Origin of the sequence: Micromonospora sp. NBC_01405 (assembly GCF_045040155.1) — a bacterium.
In the GTDB taxonomy this organism is placed as follows: domain Bacteria; phylum Actinomycetota; class Actinomycetes; order Mycobacteriales; family Micromonosporaceae; genus Micromonospora.
In genome coordinates this window covers 3,270,277-3,287,859 of record NZ_CP109532.1, presented here as the reverse complement: position 1 = coordinate 3,287,859, position 17,583 = coordinate 3,270,277, and the positions used below count along the sequence as shown (strand labels likewise).

Annotated in this window: 16 protein-coding genes; 3 read left to right on the top strand and 13 right to left on the bottom strand. The window is 74.1% G+C overall.

Features of this window, described 5'->3' with window-relative positions; translation table 11 throughout:
• Nucleotides 1-404: 404 nt before the first annotated feature.
• The 9 genes from OG559_RS13930 to OG559_RS13890 all read right to left on the bottom strand — a co-directional run bounded on the left by OG559_RS13930 (nucleotide 405) and on the right by OG559_RS13890 (nucleotide 9,475).
• Nucleotides 405-749, bottom strand: a complete 345-nt coding sequence (locus tag OG559_RS13930; protein ID WP_405115779.1) for an Lsr2 family protein — start codon at nucleotides 747-749, stop codon at nucleotides 405-407.
• A 114-nt stretch (nucleotides 750-863) separates the two neighbouring features.
• A complete protein-coding gene (gene lysS / locus OG559_RS13925) occupies nucleotides 864-2,372 on the bottom strand; it encodes a lysine--tRNA ligase (protein ID WP_405115777.1) in 1,509 nt (502 codons plus the stop codon).
• Nucleotides 2,373-2,563: 191 nt separating this feature from the next.
• Nucleotides 2,564-3,322 (bottom strand): type III pantothenate kinase, encoded by a 759-nt coding sequence (locus OG559_RS13920; RefSeq protein ID WP_387014303.1) that lies wholly within the window; start codon nucleotides 3,320-3,322, stop codon nucleotides 2,564-2,566.
• Nucleotides 3,323-3,408: 86 nt separating this feature from the next.
• Nucleotides 3,409-4,314 (bottom strand): carboxylating nicotinate-nucleotide diphosphorylase, encoded by a 906-nt coding sequence (nadC, locus tag OG559_RS13915; protein ID WP_405115775.1) that lies wholly within the window; start codon nucleotides 4,312-4,314, stop codon nucleotides 3,409-3,411.
• Nucleotides 4,315-4,354: 40 nt separating this feature from the next.
• On the bottom strand, nucleotides 4,355-6,049 hold the full coding sequence (locus tag OG559_RS13910; RefSeq protein ID WP_405115774.1) for an L-aspartate oxidase: 1,695 nt from the start codon (nucleotides 6,047-6,049) through the stop codon (nucleotides 4,355-4,357).
• Between the two features lie 79 nt (nucleotides 6,050-6,128).
• Nucleotides 6,129-7,025 (bottom strand): septum formation family protein, encoded by an 897-nt coding sequence (locus OG559_RS13905; RefSeq protein ID WP_405115772.1) that lies wholly within the window; start codon nucleotides 7,023-7,025, stop codon nucleotides 6,129-6,131.
• 113 nt (nucleotides 7,026-7,138) lie between these two features.
• Nucleotides 7,139-7,564 carry an aspartate 1-decarboxylase gene (panD, locus tag OG559_RS13900; RefSeq protein WP_350881414.1) on the bottom strand — a complete coding sequence of 142 codons (426 nt, stop codon included), beginning with the start codon at nucleotides 7,562-7,564 and terminating at the stop codon, nucleotides 7,139-7,141.
• A gap of 26 nt (nucleotides 7,565-7,590) precedes the next feature.
• On the bottom strand, nucleotides 7,591-8,439 hold the full coding sequence (gene panC / locus OG559_RS13895) for a pantoate--beta-alanine ligase (protein ID WP_405115769.1): 849 nt from the start codon (nucleotides 8,437-8,439) through the stop codon (nucleotides 7,591-7,593).
• 58 nt (nucleotides 8,440-8,497) lie between these two features.
• Nucleotides 8,498-9,475, bottom strand: a complete 978-nt coding sequence (locus OG559_RS13890) for a Rossmann-like and DUF2520 domain-containing protein (protein ID WP_405115767.1) — start codon at nucleotides 9,473-9,475, stop codon at nucleotides 8,498-8,500.
• A 264-nt stretch (nucleotides 9,476-9,739) separates the two neighbouring features.
• Here OG559_RS13890 and OG559_RS13885 point away from each other — a divergent pair, with 264 nt between their 5' ends.
• Nucleotides 9,740-10,912, top strand: a complete 1,173-nt coding sequence (locus OG559_RS13885) for an SAM-dependent methyltransferase (protein WP_405115765.1) — start codon at nucleotides 9,740-9,742, stop codon at nucleotides 10,910-10,912.
• The gene (locus OG559_RS13880; RefSeq protein ID WP_405115763.1) at nucleotides 10,909-12,078 is read left to right on the top strand and encodes an NADH-quinone oxidoreductase subunit D; all 1,170 of its coding nucleotides are present in this window, start codon (nucleotides 10,909-10,911) and stop codon (nucleotides 12,076-12,078) included. Before OG559_RS13885 ends, OG559_RS13880 begins: the two co-directional genes overlap by 4 nt.
• 46 nt (nucleotides 12,079-12,124) lie before the next feature.
• On the opposite strand, the gene OG559_RS13875 is transcribed toward OG559_RS13880, so the two are convergent.
• The 4 genes from OG559_RS13875 to OG559_RS13860 all read right to left on the bottom strand — a co-directional run bounded on the left by OG559_RS13875 (nucleotide 12,125) and on the right by OG559_RS13860 (nucleotide 16,552).
• The gene (locus tag OG559_RS13875) at nucleotides 12,125-13,753 is read right to left on the bottom strand and encodes a hypothetical protein (protein WP_405115761.1); all 1,629 of its coding nucleotides are present in this window, start codon (nucleotides 13,751-13,753) and stop codon (nucleotides 12,125-12,127) included.
• 102 nt (nucleotides 13,754-13,855) lie between these two features.
• Nucleotides 13,856-14,722, bottom strand: a complete 867-nt coding sequence (locus tag OG559_RS13870; RefSeq protein WP_405115760.1) for a glycine betaine ABC transporter substrate-binding protein — start codon at nucleotides 14,720-14,722, stop codon at nucleotides 13,856-13,858.
• Nucleotides 14,723-15,048: 326 nt separating this feature from the next.
• Entirely contained in the window at nucleotides 15,049-15,774 is a 726-nt protein-coding gene (locus OG559_RS13865; protein WP_350881398.1) for an ABC transporter permease, read from the bottom strand.
• 94 nt (nucleotides 15,775-15,868) lie between these two features.
• Nucleotides 15,869-16,552, bottom strand: a complete 684-nt coding sequence (locus OG559_RS13860) for an ABC transporter permease (RefSeq protein ID WP_396670598.1) — start codon at nucleotides 16,550-16,552, stop codon at nucleotides 15,869-15,871.
• Nucleotides 16,553-16,554: 2 nt separating this feature from the next.
• Here OG559_RS13860 and OG559_RS13855 point away from each other — a divergent pair, with 2 nt between their 5' ends.
• Nucleotides 16,555-17,544, top strand: coding sequence for an ATP-binding cassette domain-containing protein (locus tag OG559_RS13855; RefSeq protein WP_350881394.1), 990 nt, complete (start codon nucleotides 16,555-16,557; stop codon nucleotides 17,542-17,544).
• The last annotated feature ends 39 nt before the right edge of the window (nucleotides 17,545-17,583 follow it).

The window sequence follows — 17,583 nt, the reverse complement described above, 5'->3', positions numbered from 1 at the left end:
CCGGCAAGCGTCCTTTCTGACAACCGTCCGCGCTCAGGCGCTGTTCCGGTACCCCCGGCTGTACGCGCAGAGCGAAATTCGGACCGCCGGCCGGGCCGGCTTCCGCGGCCCCCACAGGCCCCTCCGGGGCCCTGCGGCGGCTCCGGTCGCCCCCGACGGGCGGTTGTCCACAGGCTGTGGACAGATTCTCCACCGGCTGTGGACAACGCCCGGACCGTCCCGGCTCTTCCCACCCGACAAGCCGCCGGGACGCCGAGGAGGCCAGGCCCGGGAACGGCGACGCCGGGCCGGAGACATGCTCCGGTCCGGCGTCGGTGTCGCCCGCGTCCCCCGTGTCGGGTCCGCCCCCGAGATCCCCCGGCACGCCCTTCGGCACCCGGCCGTGACCCCGCGGCGTCCCTCGCTCAGCGCGTGGCGTGGAACTCGTCGACGATCTCCTGGGGGATGCGCCCCCGGTCGGAGATGTCCTTGCCCTTCCCCTTGGCCCACTGCCGGATCGCCTTGTTCTGCTCGCGATCGGCGGTGGCGCCGCCCCGGCCCCGGGCGGCCCGGCCGCCGACCACCACGCCACCCCGGCCCACCTTGGTGCCCGCGGCGACGTACTGTGCGAAAGCACCACGCAATTTCTCGGCGTTCGCCTTGGAGAGGTCGATCTCGTACTGAACACCGTCGAGCGCGAACTTGACTGTCTCGTCAGCGTCCCCGCCGTCCAGGTCATCGACCAGCTTGTGAATGATCTGCTTGGCCACGTCCCACATTCCTTTCGAGCAGGGTGTTCCTGCAAACTGACAGCACAATAACCCGCCCGACGCTTGTCACGTCAATAGGATGCGGTATCCGACACCGTCCGGGGCCCGGAACCCCTACTCGGGCCGGGCCAACGGGAAGAGGATGGTTTCCCGAATTCCCAGGCCGGTGAGCGCCATCAGCAGCCGGTCGATTCCCATTCCCATACCCCCGGCCGGCGGCATTCCGTACTCCATGGCCCGGAGAAAGTCCTCGTCCAGCCGCATCGCCTCGTCGTCGCCCCGGGCACCGAGTTGCGCCTGGGCCACCAGCCGTTCCCGCTGCACCACCGGGTCGACCAGCTCCGAGTACGCCGTGCCCAGCTCGAACCCGAGGACGTACAGGTCCCACTTTTCGGCCAGGCCCGGCTCGCCGCGGTGCGCCCGGGTCAACGGGCTGGTCTCCTCCGGGTAGTCCCGAACGAAGGTGGGCGCTCGCAGCCCCGGCACGACCAGCTCCTCGAAGAGCTCCTCGGCCAGCTTCCCCGGCCCCCACTTCGGGTCGACGGCCAGGCCGACCTTGTCGGCGTACTCGACCAGGAGGGCCCGCTCGGTGCGGACCGTGACCTCTTCGCCGAGCGCCTCGGAAAGCGCCCCGAAGAGCGTCACCGAACGCCACTCGCCGCCCAGATCGAACTCCTGACCATCCGCGTGCGTCACCACGGTCGACCCGGCGACCGCGATCGCCGCCTGCTGCACCAGATTGCGGGTGAGCGCGGCCATGGTGTCATAGTCGCCGTACGCCTGGTACGCCTCGAGCATCGCGAACTCGGGCGAGTGCGAAGAGTCGACACCCTCATTACGGAAGTTGCGGTTGATCTCGAAGACCCGGTCGACGCCGCCCACGACGGCCCGCTTGAGAAACAGTTCCGGCGCGATTCGGAGATACAGATCAGTGTTCAACGCATTGCTGTGGGTCACGAATGGCCGGGCGGCGGCCCCGCCGTGCAGCAACTGGAGCATCGGGGTTTCCACCTCGATGAAGTCCTGCCGGTGCAGCGAGTCACGCAGGCTGCGCACCACGGCTGCCCGGGTCCGGACCATCTGCCGCGCCTGCGGGCGGACGACCAGGTCGACGTACCGCTGACGGACCCGGGCCTCCTCGCTGAGCGGCTTGTGCGCCACCGGCAGCGGGCGCAGCGCCTTGGCGGTGACCGCCCACTGCTCGACCAGGACCGACAGCTCACCCCGACGGCTGGTGATCACCTCGCCGGTCACCCCGACGTGGTCGCCCAGGTCGACCAGGCGCTTCCAGTCCTCCAGCCGCTCCGCGCCGACCCGGTCCAGGGAGAGCATCGCCTGGAGTTCGGTGCCGTCGCCGTCGCGCAGGGTGGCGAAGCACAGCTTGCCGGTGTTCCGGACGAAAATCACCCGTCCGGTGACCGAGGCCCGGTCGCCGGTGGCGGTGTCGGTGGGCAGGTCGGCGTACTTCTCGCGGATCTCCGCCAGCGTGCTGGTCCGGGGGTATCCGACGGGGTACGGCTCGACGCCCTCGGCGAGCATCCGGTCCCGCTTCTCCCGGCGGACCTTCATCTGCTCGGGAAGGTCGTCGGCGGGGTCGACTGGCACGGCGTTCTGCTCGGTCACGGCACGCTTCCTCAGGAGGGAGATTTCGGCGGGGTCAGGTCCCGAGCGTACTCAAGCGCCCCGGCGGTCGTTACGGGATAACCTGCCCGCCCTGACCGGCCCCACTGCCGGCCCGCCGTTCGGTGCCGCCGCGGGGTGGCGGGAACGGGGTGGCGCGGGTCCCCGCTCACGTCGGGAGGGCGTACGGCGGGTCAGATGTTGCGCTCGTAGACCATTCGCAGCCCGATCAGGGTGATCATCGGCTCGTGGTGGGTGATGGTCCGGCACTCGCCGATCACCACCGACGCCAACCCGCCGGTGGCGATCACCGCCTTCACCTCGCCCAGTTCCTCGACCATCCGCTCGACGATCCGGTCGACCTGGCCGGCGAAGCCGAAGTACAGGCCGGACTGGAGGCACTCGACCGTGTTCTTGCCGATCACCGACCGGGGCCTGGTCGCCTCCACCTTGCGCAGTTGGGCGGCGCGGGCCGCGAGCGCGTCGAAGGAGATCTCGATGCCCGGGGCGAACGCGCCGCCGAGGAACTCCCCCCGCCCGCTGATCACGTCGAAGTTGGTGGTGGTGCCGAAGTCCACCACGATCGACGGCCCACCGAAGAGGGTGTACGCGGCCAGCGTGTTCACCACCCGGTCCGAGCCGACCTCCTTGGGGTTGTCGATCGCCAGTTGCACGCCGGTACGCACCCCCGGCTCGACGATCACGCTCGGCAGGTCGGCGTAGTACCGGGCCAGCATGTTGCGCAGCGAGCGCAGTGCGGCCGGCACCGTCGAGCAGGCTGCCACCCCGGTGATCTCCACGGCGTCACCGGCCAGCAGCCCCCGGAACATCAGCCCGAGCTCGTCCGCCGTCGAGCGGGCGTCGGTCTTGACCCGCCAGGAGTGCACCAGCTTGTCGCCGTCGAAGGTCGCCAGCACGGTGTTGGTGTTTCCGATGTCGATGCACAGCAGCACGCACGCAGCCTAGACGCCGGGCTCGCCGGACGGCACGGGCCGGCTGCCGAGCAGGCGGCCCGCCTACGGCAGCGCCCTGGCCCGGCTCACTCCGTCCGCAGGTCCAGCGCGACGTCCAGGATCGGCGAGGAGTGGGTCAGCGCGCCCACCGACAGGTAGTCCACCCCCGTCGCCGCGTACCGCGCGGCCACGTCGAGGGTCAGCCCGCCGGTGGCCTCCAGCTCGGCCCGGTCGCCCACCGCGGCCACGACCTCGGCCAGCGTTGCCGGGGTCATGTTGTCCAACAGCAGGAAGCCCGCGCCGGCCTCGACCGCCTCCAGCGCCTCGGCGAGGGTGTCCACCTCCACCTGCACCGGCACGTCCGGGAAGGCCGCCCGGACCCGGCGGTAGGCCGCCGCGACACCGCCGGCCGCGAACTTGTGGTTGTCCTTGATCATCGCGACGTCGTACAGGCCCATCCGCTTGTTCGTGCCGCCGCCGGCGCGCACCGCGTACTTCTCCAGCGCCCGCAGGCCCGGGGTGGTCTTGCGGGTGTCCAGCACCATCGCCTTGCTGCCGGTCAGCGCGTCCGCCCAGGCCCGGGTGTGGGTGGCCACCCCGGACAGCCGGCAGAGCAGGTTGAGCGCCGTCCGCTCGGCGGTGAGCAGCAGCCGGGTGGGCCCGGTCACGGTGCCCAGCACGTCGCCGCGGGCCACCCGCTGGCCGTCGTGGGCCACCAGCGACACCTCGACGGCACCTGCGCCCCCGTCGGCCCCGGTCACCTCGCCGACCACCTCGAACACGGCCGCCGCGACGGCCAGCCCGGCCACCACCCCGTCGGCGCGGGCGACCAGGTCGGCGGTGTCCGTCTGGGTGGCCGGGATGGTGGCGACACTGGTGACGTCCAGGAAGTCCGGGCCGAGGTCCTCGGTGAACGCGTTGACGATCACCCGCCGCACATCGGCCGGGTCGAGCCCGCCGGCCCGCAGCGCCTGCTCCGTCGTCTCCCTCACTGAAACTCCCTCGGTTCGCGACTACGGGGCTTGCAGGAACTCACCATGTCCCCTCCCACCGGGACGTCAACCGGCCCTGCGACCCGATCGCGCCGGCCAGGTGGCCCAGCCACTGCTCGTCCGCCGTCGGGAAGTCCTCCCGCCAGTGGCAGCCCCGGGTCTCCTGGCGGGCGTACGCGGAGGCGACCAGGGCCGACGCCACGGTGATCAGGTTTGTCGCCTCCCAGTCGACGGTGCGGGGCACACCCCGGCCGGCGCCCAGCTCGCCGAGGTCCTCGGCCGTGCCCGCGAGCGTCCGCGCCGAGCGGAGCACCCCGGCGCCCCGGGTCATCGCCCGTTGCAGGGCCGGCGTCCCGTCGGCGGGCAGCACCCAGCCGCCCTCGCCGGCCCACGCGCCGGTGGCCGCCGGTTGGGCCTGGTCGGGCAGGCCGGCGGCGATGTCCTCGGCGATCCGGCGGGAGAAGACCAGCCCCTCCAGCAGCGAGTTGCTGGCCAGCCGGTTCGCGCCGTGCACGCCGGTGCAGGCCACCTCGCCGCAGGCGTACAGGCCGGGGATGGAGGTGCGACCGCGCAGGTCGGTACGGACGCCGCCCGACGCGTAGTGGGCGGCCGGGGCGACCGGGATCAGGCCGGTTGCCGGGTCCACCCCGATGGCCAGGCAGGACGCGACGATGGTGGGGAAGCGCCCGGCGAGGAAATCCCCGCCGAGATGCCGGGCGTCGAGGTACACGTGGTCGGCGCCGGTGGCCAGCAGCACCCGGTGGATGCCCTTGGCCACCACGTCCCGGGGCGCCAGCTCGGCCAGCTCGTGCTGGCCGACCATGAACCGCTTGCCGTCGCCGTCGACCAGGTGCGCGCCCTCACCGCGCAGCGCCTCGGAGACCAGCGGCTGCTGGGCCCGGCCGGCCCCGGGCACCCCTGCCCCGGGCGGGGTGATCAGCGCGGTCGGGTGGAACTGGACGAACTCCACGTCGGTGACCGTCGCACCGGCCCGCAGGGCGAGGGCCACCCCGTCGCCGGTGGAGACCGCCGGGTTGGTGGTGGCCGAGAAGATCTGCCCCATCCCGCCGGTGGCCAGCACCACGGCCCGGGCCAGGATCGCCCCGACACCGTCCTCGCTGCCCTCGCCGAGCACGTGCAGGGTGATCCCGCAGGCCGGGCCGAGCCCGCCCGGACCGTCACCGGGAGCGCGCAGCAGGTCCAGCACCAAGGCGTGCTCGAACAGCCGGATCCACGGGTCGCGCCGGACCGCCGCGTGCAGCGCCCGCTGCACCTCCGCGCCGGTGGCGTCCCCGCCGGCGTGCACGATCCGGTCCGCCCGGTGCCCGCCCTCGCGGGTGAGCATGAGCGAGCCGTCCGGATGGCGGTCGAACTCCGCGCCGATGCGCATCAGCTCCCGCAGCCGGGTCGGCCCCTCCGCCACCAGCACCCGCACGGCCGCCGGGTCGCACAGCCCGACGCCGGCGAGCTCGGTGTCCGAGGCGTGCGCCGCCGGGGTGTCCGCCGGGTCGAGCACGGCGGCGATGCCGCCCTGCGCCCAGCGGGTCGAGCCGTCGTCGATGTTGACCTTGGTGACCACGGTGACGTGCAGGCCGGCCTCGCGCAGGTGCAGCGCGGCGGTGAGCCCCGCCACCCCGGAACCGACCACGACCACGTCGGTGGTCTCCACCCAGCCGGGCGCGGGCGCGGCCAGCAGCGACGGCAGGGCGGGCAGGTCGACGGTCGGTACGTCCATGAGCACAGTCAACCCGAAGGTTCCTCGCCCCGAGCGGCGGGGGCACGACGAGCGGTTTCGGCTACGACGCCCGGCGCCGCTACTTCGTCCGAACCGGGATCCCCGCCGGGCCGGCCCCCTTGAGCGAGGCGGTCACCGAGCGGTCGCTGAGCCACAGGTAGCAGCGGACGCCCCGGTCGCCGACCCGCCACCGGCCCGCTCCGGGCGGGCGGATCATCACGCCGCTGCGGTAACTCAGGTCGCCGTCGTCCGGCACGCCGACGTAGCGGGCGAGCACCGAGCGGCAGCCGGTGTAGAAGGGGGCCCAGTCGGCGTCCCGGGCCGGGTACGGCCGGTCCGGCGCCTTCCACACCCCGACGAACTCGGCGTCGTGCCGGGTGACGCACCCGACCGGCGTCAGCACCTGCGCCCCCCGCGTCCCGGCGAACCTGGTGCGCTGGCAGCCCAGCCGCAGCGGCGACGCCACCTTCAACGCGTCGCGCAGGCTGCCGGTGCGGGTGACCGGCACGGCCCCCGCCTCGGCGGTGCTCACCTCGGTCAGGTCGCAGCGGTACCAGCGGGCACCGGACGCCCAGCCGGTCTTCGACGGCTGCGCCACGGCCAGCCGGAGCCGGCCGGCCCGCCAGTCGTCACCCACGTACCCGGTGGCCTTCGCGTCGCAGTCCGCGAACGCGCCGCGCAGCTCCGTCGACCCACCGGCCGGCGGGGCGGCCCGCTCCGCCGGGAACGCGCCCACGTGCACGGTCTCCACCCGGTGCGCGACGGCGCAGTCCACCGGCGCGTACGCCGCCAGGGTGACCGTCTCGGTGAAGTCGGCGACCTGACACACCCCCGCGGCCGGGGTGAACGGCCCGGCCGGGGCGAGGGCCGCCCAGTCGTCGGTGAGGTCGCCGTCGAGCCCCGTGGAGGCACCACAGCCGACCAGCACGACCGCCACGGCCAGGGCCGCGCACAGGGTCGTCATCGCACGGCGCATCGGGCCTCCCCAGCCACCAGCTCACGACGGCGACCCCAGAGTAACCACAGATGACCATCAGTGACAGACCGCGTACGAGCCGAAGTTCGCAGACGGCCGACCCGACCGGCCGGTCAGCCGACGACGGCGAGCGGGCTCGGGACCGGATCGCCGGCCGTGCCGGGCGCCACCGCGGCCGGGTCGCCGCCCAGCTCGACCACCCGGTTGTCGGCGTCCACGTGCACCACCCGGGGCCGGTACGCCCGCGCCTCGGCGTCGTCCAGCTGCCCGTACGAGATCAGGATGACCAGGTCGCCGGGGTGCACCAGATGCGCGGCGGCGCCGTTGATGCCGATCACGCCACTGCCCCGTTCGCCGGGGATCACATACGTCTCCAGCCGGGCCCCGTTGGTGACGTCCACGATCGCCACCTGCTCGCCCGGGAGCAGGTCGGCCGCGTCGAGCAGGTCCTGATCCACCGTCACCGAGCCCACGTAGTGCAGGTCGGCCTGGGTCACCGTGGCGCGGTGGATCTTCGACTTGAGCATGGTGCGGAACATCGGGGTGCCTTTCGCGCGCGGAGAGGTCAGGAGCGGGGGGCGAGCCGAATCGCCGCGTTGTCGATGAGCCGGGTGGCGCCGACCCAGGCCGCGACCAGCAGCCGGGCCGGGCCGGCGACCGGGCCGGGTTCCAGGTCCGGGTCGGTCAGCACCAGGTAGTCGAGCCGGGCCCCGGCCGTGCCGGAGCCGAACGTCCGGTGGGCCTCGGCCAGCACCGCGCCGGCGTCCAGTCCCCGGTCGGCGGTGTCCGCGCCGGCCCGCAGCGCGGCCGACAGGCTCAGCGCCGCCTCCCGCTCCTGCGCCGAGAGGTAGCGGTTGCGGCTCGACAGGGCCAGGCCGTCCGGCTCCCGGACGGTCGGCACGCCGACCACCTCGACCGGCAGGTCGAAGTCCCGGGCCATCCGCCGGACCAGGGTGAGCTGCTGGTAGTCCTTCTCGCCGAAGAACGCCAGGTCGGGGCGGGTGAGCTGGAACAGCTTGAGCACCACGGTGAGCACCCCGTGGAAGAAGCCCGGCCGGCTCAGCCCTTCCAGGTCCTCGCCGAACAGGCCCGGGTTCACCCGGACCCGGGGCTCACCGTCCGGGTACATCTCCTCCCGGTCCGGCGCGAAGACCAGGTCCGCTCCGGCCCGCCGGCAGGCCTCCAGGTCCGCCGCCAGGGTGCGCGGGTACCGGTCGAAGTCCTCGCTCGGGCCGAACTGGAGCGGGTTGACGAAGATCGTCACCAGCACGTGGTCGGCCCGTTCCCGGGCGGCCCGCAGCAGCGTCTCGTGCCCGGAGTGCAGCGCGCCCATGGTCATCACCACCCCGACCGTGCCGGTCAGCCCGGCGCGCGCCTTCGCCAGCTCCTCGCGGGTCCGCACCAACTCCGTCACTGTGCTGCCACCTCGGTTCGCGACTGCGGGGCTCGCAAGATCGGCTCACTCCTCACGCTCACGCTGCCACCTCCCGATGGGTCCCACTGAGCACGTCGAGCAGCGACTCGGCGTCCGCCGGGCGCAGGCGGCCCGCCGCGATGGCCCGGTCCGCCGTCCGGCGGGCCAGGACCAGGTACGGGGCCACCGACTCGGGCGCGGTCGCGGCCAGCCGCTCCAGGTGCCGGCGTACGGTGCCGGCGTCGCCCCGGGACACCGGGCCGGTCAGCGCGTCGTCGCCGAGCCGCAGCGCGTTCTCCAGCGCCGCCCGCAGCAGCGGGGCGAGCACCTTCTCCGGCTGGCCCACCCCGGCGTCGCGCAGCCGGTCGGCCGCCTCGTTCACCAGGGTGACCAGATGGTTCGCGCCGTGCGCCAGCGCCGCGTGGTACAGCGGCCGGTCGGCCTCCGCCACCCACTCCGGCACCCCGCCGAGGTCGGCGGTCAGCCGGACGGCGAGCGGACGCAGCTCGGCCGGGGCGGTCACCCCGTACGAGATTCCGGCGAGCCGGCCGAGGTCGTCGGGCGTACCGGTGAAGGTCATCGCCGGGTGCAGGGCCAGCGGACGGGCCCCGACGGCGGCAGCCGGGGCGAGCACGCCCAGCCCGTGCGCGCCGGAGGTGTGCGCGACCACCTGGCCGGGGTGCAGCGCGCCCGTCTCGGCGAGCCCGGCCACCACCCCGGCCAGCGCGTCGTCGGGGACGGCGATGAGCAGCAGGTCGGTGGCGGCCCGGGCCACGGAGGTGGCGGAGCGGTTGCGGGCGTCGGGGAGCAGCAGGGCGATCCGGGCCTTGGCCACCCCGGAGACGCCGGAGGCGGCGACCACCCGGTGCCCGGCGGCGGCGAGCGCGGCACCCAGCACGGCGCCGACCCGGCCGGCGCCGATGACACCGACGGTGAGCACGCGGGGGAAGACGGGCGGGGCGCCGGCAGGGGCGCCGCCCGCGGGTACGGCGGCCCTGGAGGGGACGGCCGGACGCGGGCGCAGCGGTGCGCTCATGGCAACGATCCAGTCCTCGAAAAGGGGGTACCGGTCGATCGCAAGTATGCGCCGTGGTCACGGACCCGCAACAAGAAGGTGTGAAAACCTTCACCGTCCGGCAGCAACAGCGTCGCACGGCGGCCCGGACGGCGGATCAGCCGCGTCGCCGGCGGAGCCGACCAGCAGCGGTGGTACGACCGCCGGCGCGGGGATCACGAATCGGCTCGTGACCACAGACCGTAGGGTCGGCACGGTGACGGCTCCTCAGCACGGAACAACCTGATGCCGATCCGCTGGCGGGACGCGATGAGCCTGGCGCTGTACGGGCCCGGGGGCTTCTTCGTGTCCGGCCCTGGCCCGGCGGGCCACTTCCGGACCAGCGTGCACGCGTCCCAGGCGTTCGCGGCGGCGCTCTTCCGGCTCGTCTCGCGGCTCGACGCCGACCTCGGGTTCCCCAACCCGTTCGACGTGGTGGACGTGGGCGCTGGACACGGCGAGTTGCTGCTCGCCCTGGCGGGGCTCGCCGTGGCCGAGACGTCGGAGGCCGGTGACGACGCCGCCGGGTCCGCGGTGGGGGGTGCCAGGGAGCCCACTCCGGCCGCCGGCCGCCCGTCGCCCGCACGGCCGTCACCGGTCCCGCTGGCCCATCGGGTACGCCTCACCGCCGTCGAGAAGGCACCCCGCCCCGACGGCCTTCCGGCGGAGATCGGCTGGGTGGACGAGATCCCGGACCGGATCACCGGCCTGCTGGTGGCCACCGAGTGGCTCGACAACGTTCCGCTGGACCTGGCCGTGCCCACCAGAGACGGCTGGCGCTACCTCCTGGTGGACCCCAGGACGGGCGAGGAGACACCGGGCGCCCCCCTGACCCCCGAGGACGCCGCCTGGGTGGCCCACTGGTGGCCCGCCCCGCCCCCGAATTCGTCGATCAGGAATTTTGCGTCCGAGAAGAACCCGGATTCAGCCGCAAACCTCTTGATCAACGGGGTTGAGGGGCGGGTGGAGGTGGGGCGGCTGCGGGATGAGGCTTGGGGTGGGGCCGTCGGGTGCGTTGAGCGGGGGCTGGCGTTGGCCGTGGACTACGGGCACCTGCGCGGGTCCCGGCCGGTGGGCGGGACGTTGGCCGGGTATCGGGGCGGGCGGCAGGTCCCGCCCGTGCCCGACGGGTCCTGCGACGTCACGGCGCACGTGGCGATGGACTCGGCCGGCGCGGCCGGGGTGGCGGCGGGCGGCGGGGCGTACACGCTGGTGGGCCAGCGGGAGGCGCTGCGGACGCTCGGGGCCGACGGCGGGCGACCGCCGCTGAGCCTGGCCGCCACCGACCCGGCCCGGTACGTGCGGGCGCTCGCCGCCGCGTCGGCGGTCGCCGAGCTGACCGACCCGGCCGGGCTCGGCGGGCACCGGTGGCTGCTCCAACCGGTCGGCGTCACCGTCGATCCGCTCATGGCACGATGACGGGCATGACCACGGACACCGGTGACCTGCGCGAGCTGACCGTCGGCACCGGGGCCGGCGGGGAGCAGCTCGGCACCGACATGGTGCTCAACATCGGCCCGCAGCACCCGTCCACGCACGGGGTGCTGCGGCTGAAGCTGGTCCTCGACGGGGAACGGGTGATCGCCGCCGAGCCGATCGTCGGGTACATGCACCGGGGCGCGGAGAAGCTGTTCGAGGTACGCGACTACCGCCAGATCATCGTGTTGGCCAACCGGCACGACTGGCTGTCGGCGTTCTCCAACGAGTTGGGCGTGGTGCTGGCCGTCGAACGACTGATGGGCATGGAGGTGCCCGAGCGGGCCACCTGGCTGCGGATGACGTTGGCCGAGCTGAACCGGGTGCTCAACCACCTGATGTTCCTCGGCTCGTACCCGCTGGAGATCGGCGCGATCACGCCGATGTTCTACGCGTTCCGGGAGCGGGAGACCATCCAGGCGGTGATGGAGGAGGTCTCCGGCGGCCGGATCCACTACATGTTCAACCGGGTCGGCGGGCTGAAGGAGGAGGTCCCGGCGGGCTGGACGGGTCGGGCCCGGGCGGCGATCGGCGAGGTGCGCCGCCGGATGCCGGACCTGGACAACCTGATCCGACGCAACGAGATCTTCCTGGCCCGCACAGTCGGGGTGGGGGTGCTGTCGTCCGCCGACGCCGCCGCGTTCGGCGCGTCCGGCCCGGTCGCCCGGGCCTCCGGCCTGGACCTGGACCTGCGCCGCGACGAGCCCTACCTGGCGTACGACCAGCTCGACGTGCCGGTGGTCACCAAGACCGCCGGGGACTGCCACGCCCGGTTCGAGGTGCTGCTCGACCAGGTGTACGCCTCACTCGACCTCGCCGAGCAGTGCCTGGACCGGGTGGACCGGCTCACCGGGCCGGTGAACACCCGGCTCCCGAAGGTGGTGAAGGCCCCGGAGGGGCACACCTACGCGTGGACGGAGAACCCGCTCGGCATCAACGGCTACTACCTCGTGTCGAGGGGCGAGAAGACGCCGTGGCGGTTGAAACTGCGCACCGCGTCGTACGCGAACGTGCAGGCGCTGGCAACGCTGCTGCCCGGCTGCCTGGTGCCTGACCTGATCGCCATCCTCGGTTCGATGTTCTTCGTGGTGGGCGACATCGACAAGTAGCCGGGTGCTGTACGCCGCGCTCCGTCGGCGGCCGGTCGGCCGGCGGTCAGGGCCGGCGGTCAGCCGAGCGGGCGCCACCGGCACGCGGCGGGTCGTCGCGGGGCGGATGGCCGGACCACTCCCCGTCGGCGTTCTGATGCCGGCCGGTCCGGTCCGGGTCCGGCCGTCGGCCGCCCGGATCCTCGTCCCACCGCCGCTCGCCCTGGCTGCGCCCGGGGCGGGGCTCGCTCCGCCGCACCGACGCCCAGCGGTCCTCGACCCGGTACCCGCTGCCGTCGGCGTGCGCCGTGGCTCGCCGCTCACCGACCCGGACCTCCCGGCCCCGCTCGTCGTCGTGCACCTCCGCCCAGCGGTCCCCGGCCCGCAGCTCCGACCACTGGCCGGGTCCGGCGGGTGCCGGCTCGGGCTGGTACGGGCGGGCACGCCCGGCACCGGCGGACCAGTCCGGCCCGTCGGCGGGGCCGCGCCCGTCGCGGGGATCGGACCGGTCGGCGTGGTCGTACCGGCCCACCCGGCCGGCATCGCCGTACTGACCCGCCCCGCCTGCGTCGTCGGGCCGGCCGGCCCACGCGGCCCCGTCGCGCGATGCCTCGCCGCGCAGGGCCTCGCCGCGCAGGGCCGCCCGGCCCGGTTCGTCCCGTGACACGGGCCAGGCGGGTTCCTCGCCCGGGACGGGCCAGGCGGGTGCCGCACGGGCGGCGGAGTGGCCGGGCGCGTGCCGTTCGGTCGGCTGCGGCGGCCGGGAGCGGTCGTCGGGCGGTTCGGAACGGGTACGGGCGGACGAGTCGGCGTGCCCGGCCCAGTGATCCTCCGGCTCGGGGGCGACCGCGCTGGCCCACGGCCGCTCGTGCGGCGTGGACGGCCACCGGCCGGCGGGACCGGCACCGTACAGGCCCATGCCCGGTTCCGGCCCGTCGACGACGGTGTGCCGGGTGGTGACGTGCACGGTCTCGGTGTGCCGGACCATGCCGACCGGGCGGGGAGCGGGCTCGGGGGCGACCGGGCGGGCGGCCGGCTCGGGGGCACCCGGCCCGGACGATCGGGCGTCGGGCTCGGCTGGCCGGGGCGCCGGTCCGGGGCCGCCGGGCTGGGCGGGCCGCTCGGCCCCGGAACGCGGGGTCGGCCGGGGCCGGTGGACGGGCGGCTCGTCGTCGTGGGCCGTCCCGGGCACCCGGACCCGCCCGGAATGGGCTTCGTCGATGTCCTGGGGGCGGCGCGCGTCGTCGTACGCCTCGGCGAGCGGTACCCGGGCGCGACCGGCGCCGGCCGGCCTTTCGGCGGACGGCTCGGGGGCGGCGGCGGTCGCCACGGCGTCGAGCCGGCGACGCAGCGCCGCGACCTGGTCCTGGGCCCGCTGAGACGCGTCGAGCGCCTGGTTGCCGCGCTGCGCGGCGGCGACGATCTCGCCGCGGAGCTCGTGGCGCAGCTCCTCGATGTCGTCGTAGAGAGCCTCGATCTCGGCCCGGCTGCCGCCGCCGTCCGCGCGCAGGGCGATCGAGAGACCGATCAGCACCACGGCCGTGATGGCGAGCACGGCGGCGAACCGCAGCGGCCCGTTGCCGTCGGCGACCAACAGGATCAGCGCCGCGACCGGGGCGAACGCCACGCCGATCCAGAAGAGCACGGGCAGCAGACGGGACTCACGCCTGTCGGTGACGGCAACCGGTTCGGGCATGGGTGTGCAGCCTACCGAGAGTTCCAGCGACTGGGAACGGGGCGGACGCCCTGACGGGCGCCGGTCGCCGGCGGCGTGGGGCCGCCGACGACCGGTGGTGGGTCAGCCGACCGCGAGGGCCCCGTCGGAGGAGAGGACCAGACCGACGCTGGCGTTCCCCGTCGTCAAGGCGTTCTTGGTCTGCGGACCGGCCGCGTCCAGCGAGCTGAAGGAGCCGGCCTTGAAGTCGTAGACCTTGACCAGGCCGGCCTGGCACATCGGACGCTTCGGGCACTCCGGCGGGCCGGCCAGCACGGTGGCGCTGCCGGAGCACTTGGCGGCCAGGTCGGAGAGGGTGGTGACCCCGTACTTGTCGGCGAAGGCCTTGGTGACGGCGAACGCGTTCTGGTCCTGGGCGGCCGACGGCGCGCCGAAGGCGAGGCCCGCCTTCTCGCCGCTGGCCTTGAGCGCGGCCACGGTCTTGTCCAGCTCAGGCGAGGAGACCGGCGGGGCGTCCTTGCCGTTGGCCTTGGTGTTCAGGAACTCGGCCATGGTCGCCGCGTACTCCGGGACGACCTGGATCTCGCCCTTCTCCAGGGCCGGCTCGTAAAGCTCCCGGTTGCCGATCTGCTGCACCTTGACCTGGTAGCCGGCGGCGGTGAGGGTGATCCGGTACAGCTCGGCGAGGGTCTCGCTCTCGCTGAAGTTGCCGGCGCCCACCACGATCGGGCCTCCCGGCCCCTTCTCCAGCCCCTGAGTGAGGTTGTTCGCCGCGGCGAACTCCGCTGCGGCGATCTTGGAGGTCTTGCGGTCCACGACGACGGCCTTGTTGAGGCCGATCAGCTTCGGGGTGTCCAGCGCCGCGGAGACCTTGTCGAGCGCCGCGACCAGCTGTGGCTTGGCCACCTTCGCGTTGATCGCCGGAAGGATGTTGTCGCTGTTCTGCAGCTTCTTGTCATCCGTCAGGACGACCAGTTGATCACCAGCCACCGGGGCGCACCCGGCCCCCGACGCGCCCTGCTCGGGCGCCTCGGTCCCGGAGGACCCGGCGCCCCCGCAACCGGTGAGAAACCCGGCCGCGGTAAGGACGCCGATCGCGCCGATTGCCAGGCGTGTACGTGCGCGCATCAAGCCCGCCTTCCGTGTCCCGGCGCGGCCCGTTCGGGCCGGCCGCGTGTCCGACGGGCGATCCCTCTTGTTCATCGCCCGCGATCTCTCACCCAACATCCTGACGGCCGACCCCGCCAACCCGAGGCGCGCTTTGTCACCGGATCGTCACCACGGAGGCGGACGAGGGCGGTCGGACGGCCCTGCCCTCAGGTGCCGGCGACGGCGTCCGCAGCGCGGCGGTTCGCCCGACGCCGGGCCGGGCGCAGCGGGCGCGGGGTGACCACCCGCTCGACCAGCGCCAGAACCAGTTCCGCCAGCACCGCCAGCCCGGCCACCAGCAGGCCTCCGGCGATGATCTGCCCGCCCCCGGCGGCGATGTCCAGGCCGAAGCCGGCCCGGATGATCTGGCCGAGGCCGCCGCCGTTGACGAACGACGCCAGCGCGGCCGTCGCCACCACCTGCACCGTCGCGGTCCGGAAGCCGGCCGCCAGGTACGGCACCGCAAGCGGTAGCTCGACCCGGCGCAGCACCTGCCCGCCGGACAGCCCCATTCCGCGCGCCGCGTCCCGGGCCTCCGGGTCGGCCTGACGCACCCCGGTGTACGCGTTGGCCAACAGCGGCGGCACCGCGAAGACTGCCAGCGCGACCACCACCGACGGTCGGCCGAAGCCGAGGAAGGTCAGCGGCAGGATGGTCAGCAGAGCCAGGGTCGGCACGGCGAGGGTGACGTTGGAGACGAGCACGACCAGCCCGCCGCCCCGCCCGGTGTGCCCGAGCCAGAGCCCGACGGGCCAGGCCACCAGACAGCCGAGCAGCACGGCCGCCGCCGAGATGCTCAGGTGCTCGCCGAGCCGGTCCAGCACGCCGCCCGGGTTGGTCCAGTTCAGCGGGTCGTTGAGCCAGAGCACCGCCTGGCCGACCGGGTTGCTCACCGGGCTACCCTCCTGCGGTCGTTCGTCGGCCCCGCGTCCAGGTCGCCCGCCGGGGGCGTGTCATGGCTGCTCGCCGGGCCCGTCCAGTGGCCGCTCATCGCATCCCGCGCAGCCAGGGGGTGGCCGCCCGGCCGATCCCGGCGAGGATCAGGTCCAGCACCAGGGCCAGCAGGACGCAGAGCAGCGTGCCGGTCATGATCTGGGCCTTGTAGAAGTTGTTCTGGAAGCCGGCGAAGATGAGCTGTCCCAGCCCGCCCCGGCCGACCACCACCCCGACGGTCACCAGCGCCACGGTCGACACGGTGGCCAGCCGCAGACCGGTGAGGATGCCGGGCAGGGCCAGCGGCAGCTCGATCCTCAGCAGCCGGCCCCACCGGCCGTATCCCATGCCCTCGGCGGCCTCGCGGACCTCGGGCGGGACCTGGCTCAGCCCGGCGACGGCGTTGCGGACGATGACCAGCAGCGCGTACAGCACCACCACGCTGAGCACGGTCACCGCCCCGATCCCCAGGTACGGCGCGAGGAAGGCGAACAGCGCCAGGGACGGGATCGTGTAGAGCACGCCGGTGAATGCGAGAATCGGGCCGGCGAGCGGGCGGAACCGGTGGGCCACCAGGGCGAGCGGCAGGGCCACCAGCGCGGCGATCAGCACCGCCCGCGCGGTCAGCGAGGCGTGGTCGCGCAGCGCGGCGAGGATCGTGTCAGAGTTGTCCCGCACGAACTGCCAGGAGAACCACGGGTTACCCGGGTCGGCCCGGTAGCTCAGGCGGAAGGACATGCGTGGACGTTACCCCGGGAACCACCGGTGACGCCGGCCAGAGTGCCGCGTCGATCGCTCTGGAGGGCATCCGTAAGCGCTACCCGGACGGCACCGAGGCGGTCCGCGAGCTGAGCCTGGAGGTCAGGGCCGGGGAGCTGGTGGTGCTGATCGGCCCGTCCGGCTGCGGCAAGTCGACCGTACTCAGGATGATCAACCGGCTGATCGAGCCGACCGGCGGCCGGATCCTGCTCGGCGACGAGGACGTCACCCGGGTCGACCCGGTCGAGCTGCGCCGCCGGATCGGTTACGTGATCCAGAACGTCGGCCTCTTCCCGCACCAGACGGTCCTGGCGAACGTCGGCACCGTCCCCCGGCTGCTCGGCTGGGCCCGGGACCGGGTGCGCCGCCGGTCCGAGGAACTGCTGGAGCTGGTCGGGCTGGACCCGGGGCAGTTCGGTCGCCGCTACCCGCACGAGCTGTCGGGCGGCCAGCGGCAGCGGGTCGGGGTGGCCCGGGCGCTGGCCGCCGACCCGGTGGTGCTGCTGATGGACGAACCGTTCTCGGCCGTCGACCCGATCGTGCGGACCCGGCTGCAGGAGGAGTTCCTCCGGCTCCAGGCGGAGGTTCGTAAGACCATCGTGCTGGTCACCCACGACCTGGACGAGGCGGTCCGGCTCGGCGACCGGATCGCGGTGCTCTCCGAGGGCGGCCGGCTGGAGCAGTACGACACCCCGGCGGCCCTGCTCGGGGCGCCCGCCTCCCCGTTCGTCCGGGAGTTCGTCGGCGAGGACCGGGGCATCCGCGCGCTCGCCGTGACCCCGGTCACCCGGGACGCGCTGGACCCGGCACCGGCCGACCCCGCCGGGCTGCCCGAGGTGGCGCTGGGCTCGTCGGCGTACGACGCGCTGGCCGTGATGCTCACCGCCGGGGCGGACCGGGCGCTGGTGACCGCCGACGGACGGCCGGCCGGGGTGCTCACCCGGGAACGCGCGCTGGGGGCGGGACGCTGACCGCGCCGGGCTGCGGCCGGGTCCCCCGCCCGCAGCCCG

What these genes read in the sequence shown, in the direction of transcription:
- OG559_RS13885 (WP_405115765.1), top strand. Translation starts at nt 9,740, where the DNA reads ATGCCGATCCGCTGGCGGGACGCGATGAGCCTGGCGCTGTACGGGCCC.
- OG559_RS13875 (WP_405115761.1), bottom strand. Translation starts at nt 13,753, where the DNA reads ATGCCCGAACCGGTTGCCGTCACCGACAGGCGTGAGTCCCGTCTGCTG.
- OG559_RS13880 (WP_405115763.1), top strand. Translation starts at nt 10,909, where the DNA reads ATGACGGGCATGACCACGGACACCGGTGACCTGCGCGAGCTGACCGTC.
- OG559_RS13890 (WP_405115767.1), bottom strand. Translation starts at nt 9,475, where the DNA reads ATGAGCGCACCGCTGCGCCCGCGTCCGGCCGTCCCCTCCAGGGCCGCC.
- OG559_RS13860 (WP_396670598.1), bottom strand. Translation starts at nt 16,552, where the DNA reads ATGTCCTTCCGCCTGAGCTACCGGGCCGACCCGGGTAACCCGTGGTTC.
- panD (WP_350881414.1), bottom strand. Translation starts at nt 7,564, where the DNA reads ATGTTCCGCACCATGCTCAAGTCGAAGATCCACCGCGCCACGGTGACC.
- OG559_RS13905 (WP_405115772.1), bottom strand. Translation starts at nt 7,025, where the DNA reads ATGCGCCGTGCGATGACGACCCTGTGCGCGGCCCTGGCCGTGGCGGTC.
- OG559_RS13910 (WP_405115774.1), bottom strand. Translation starts at nt 6,049, where the DNA reads ATGGACGTACCGACCGTCGACCTGCCCGCCCTGCCGTCGCTGCTGGCC.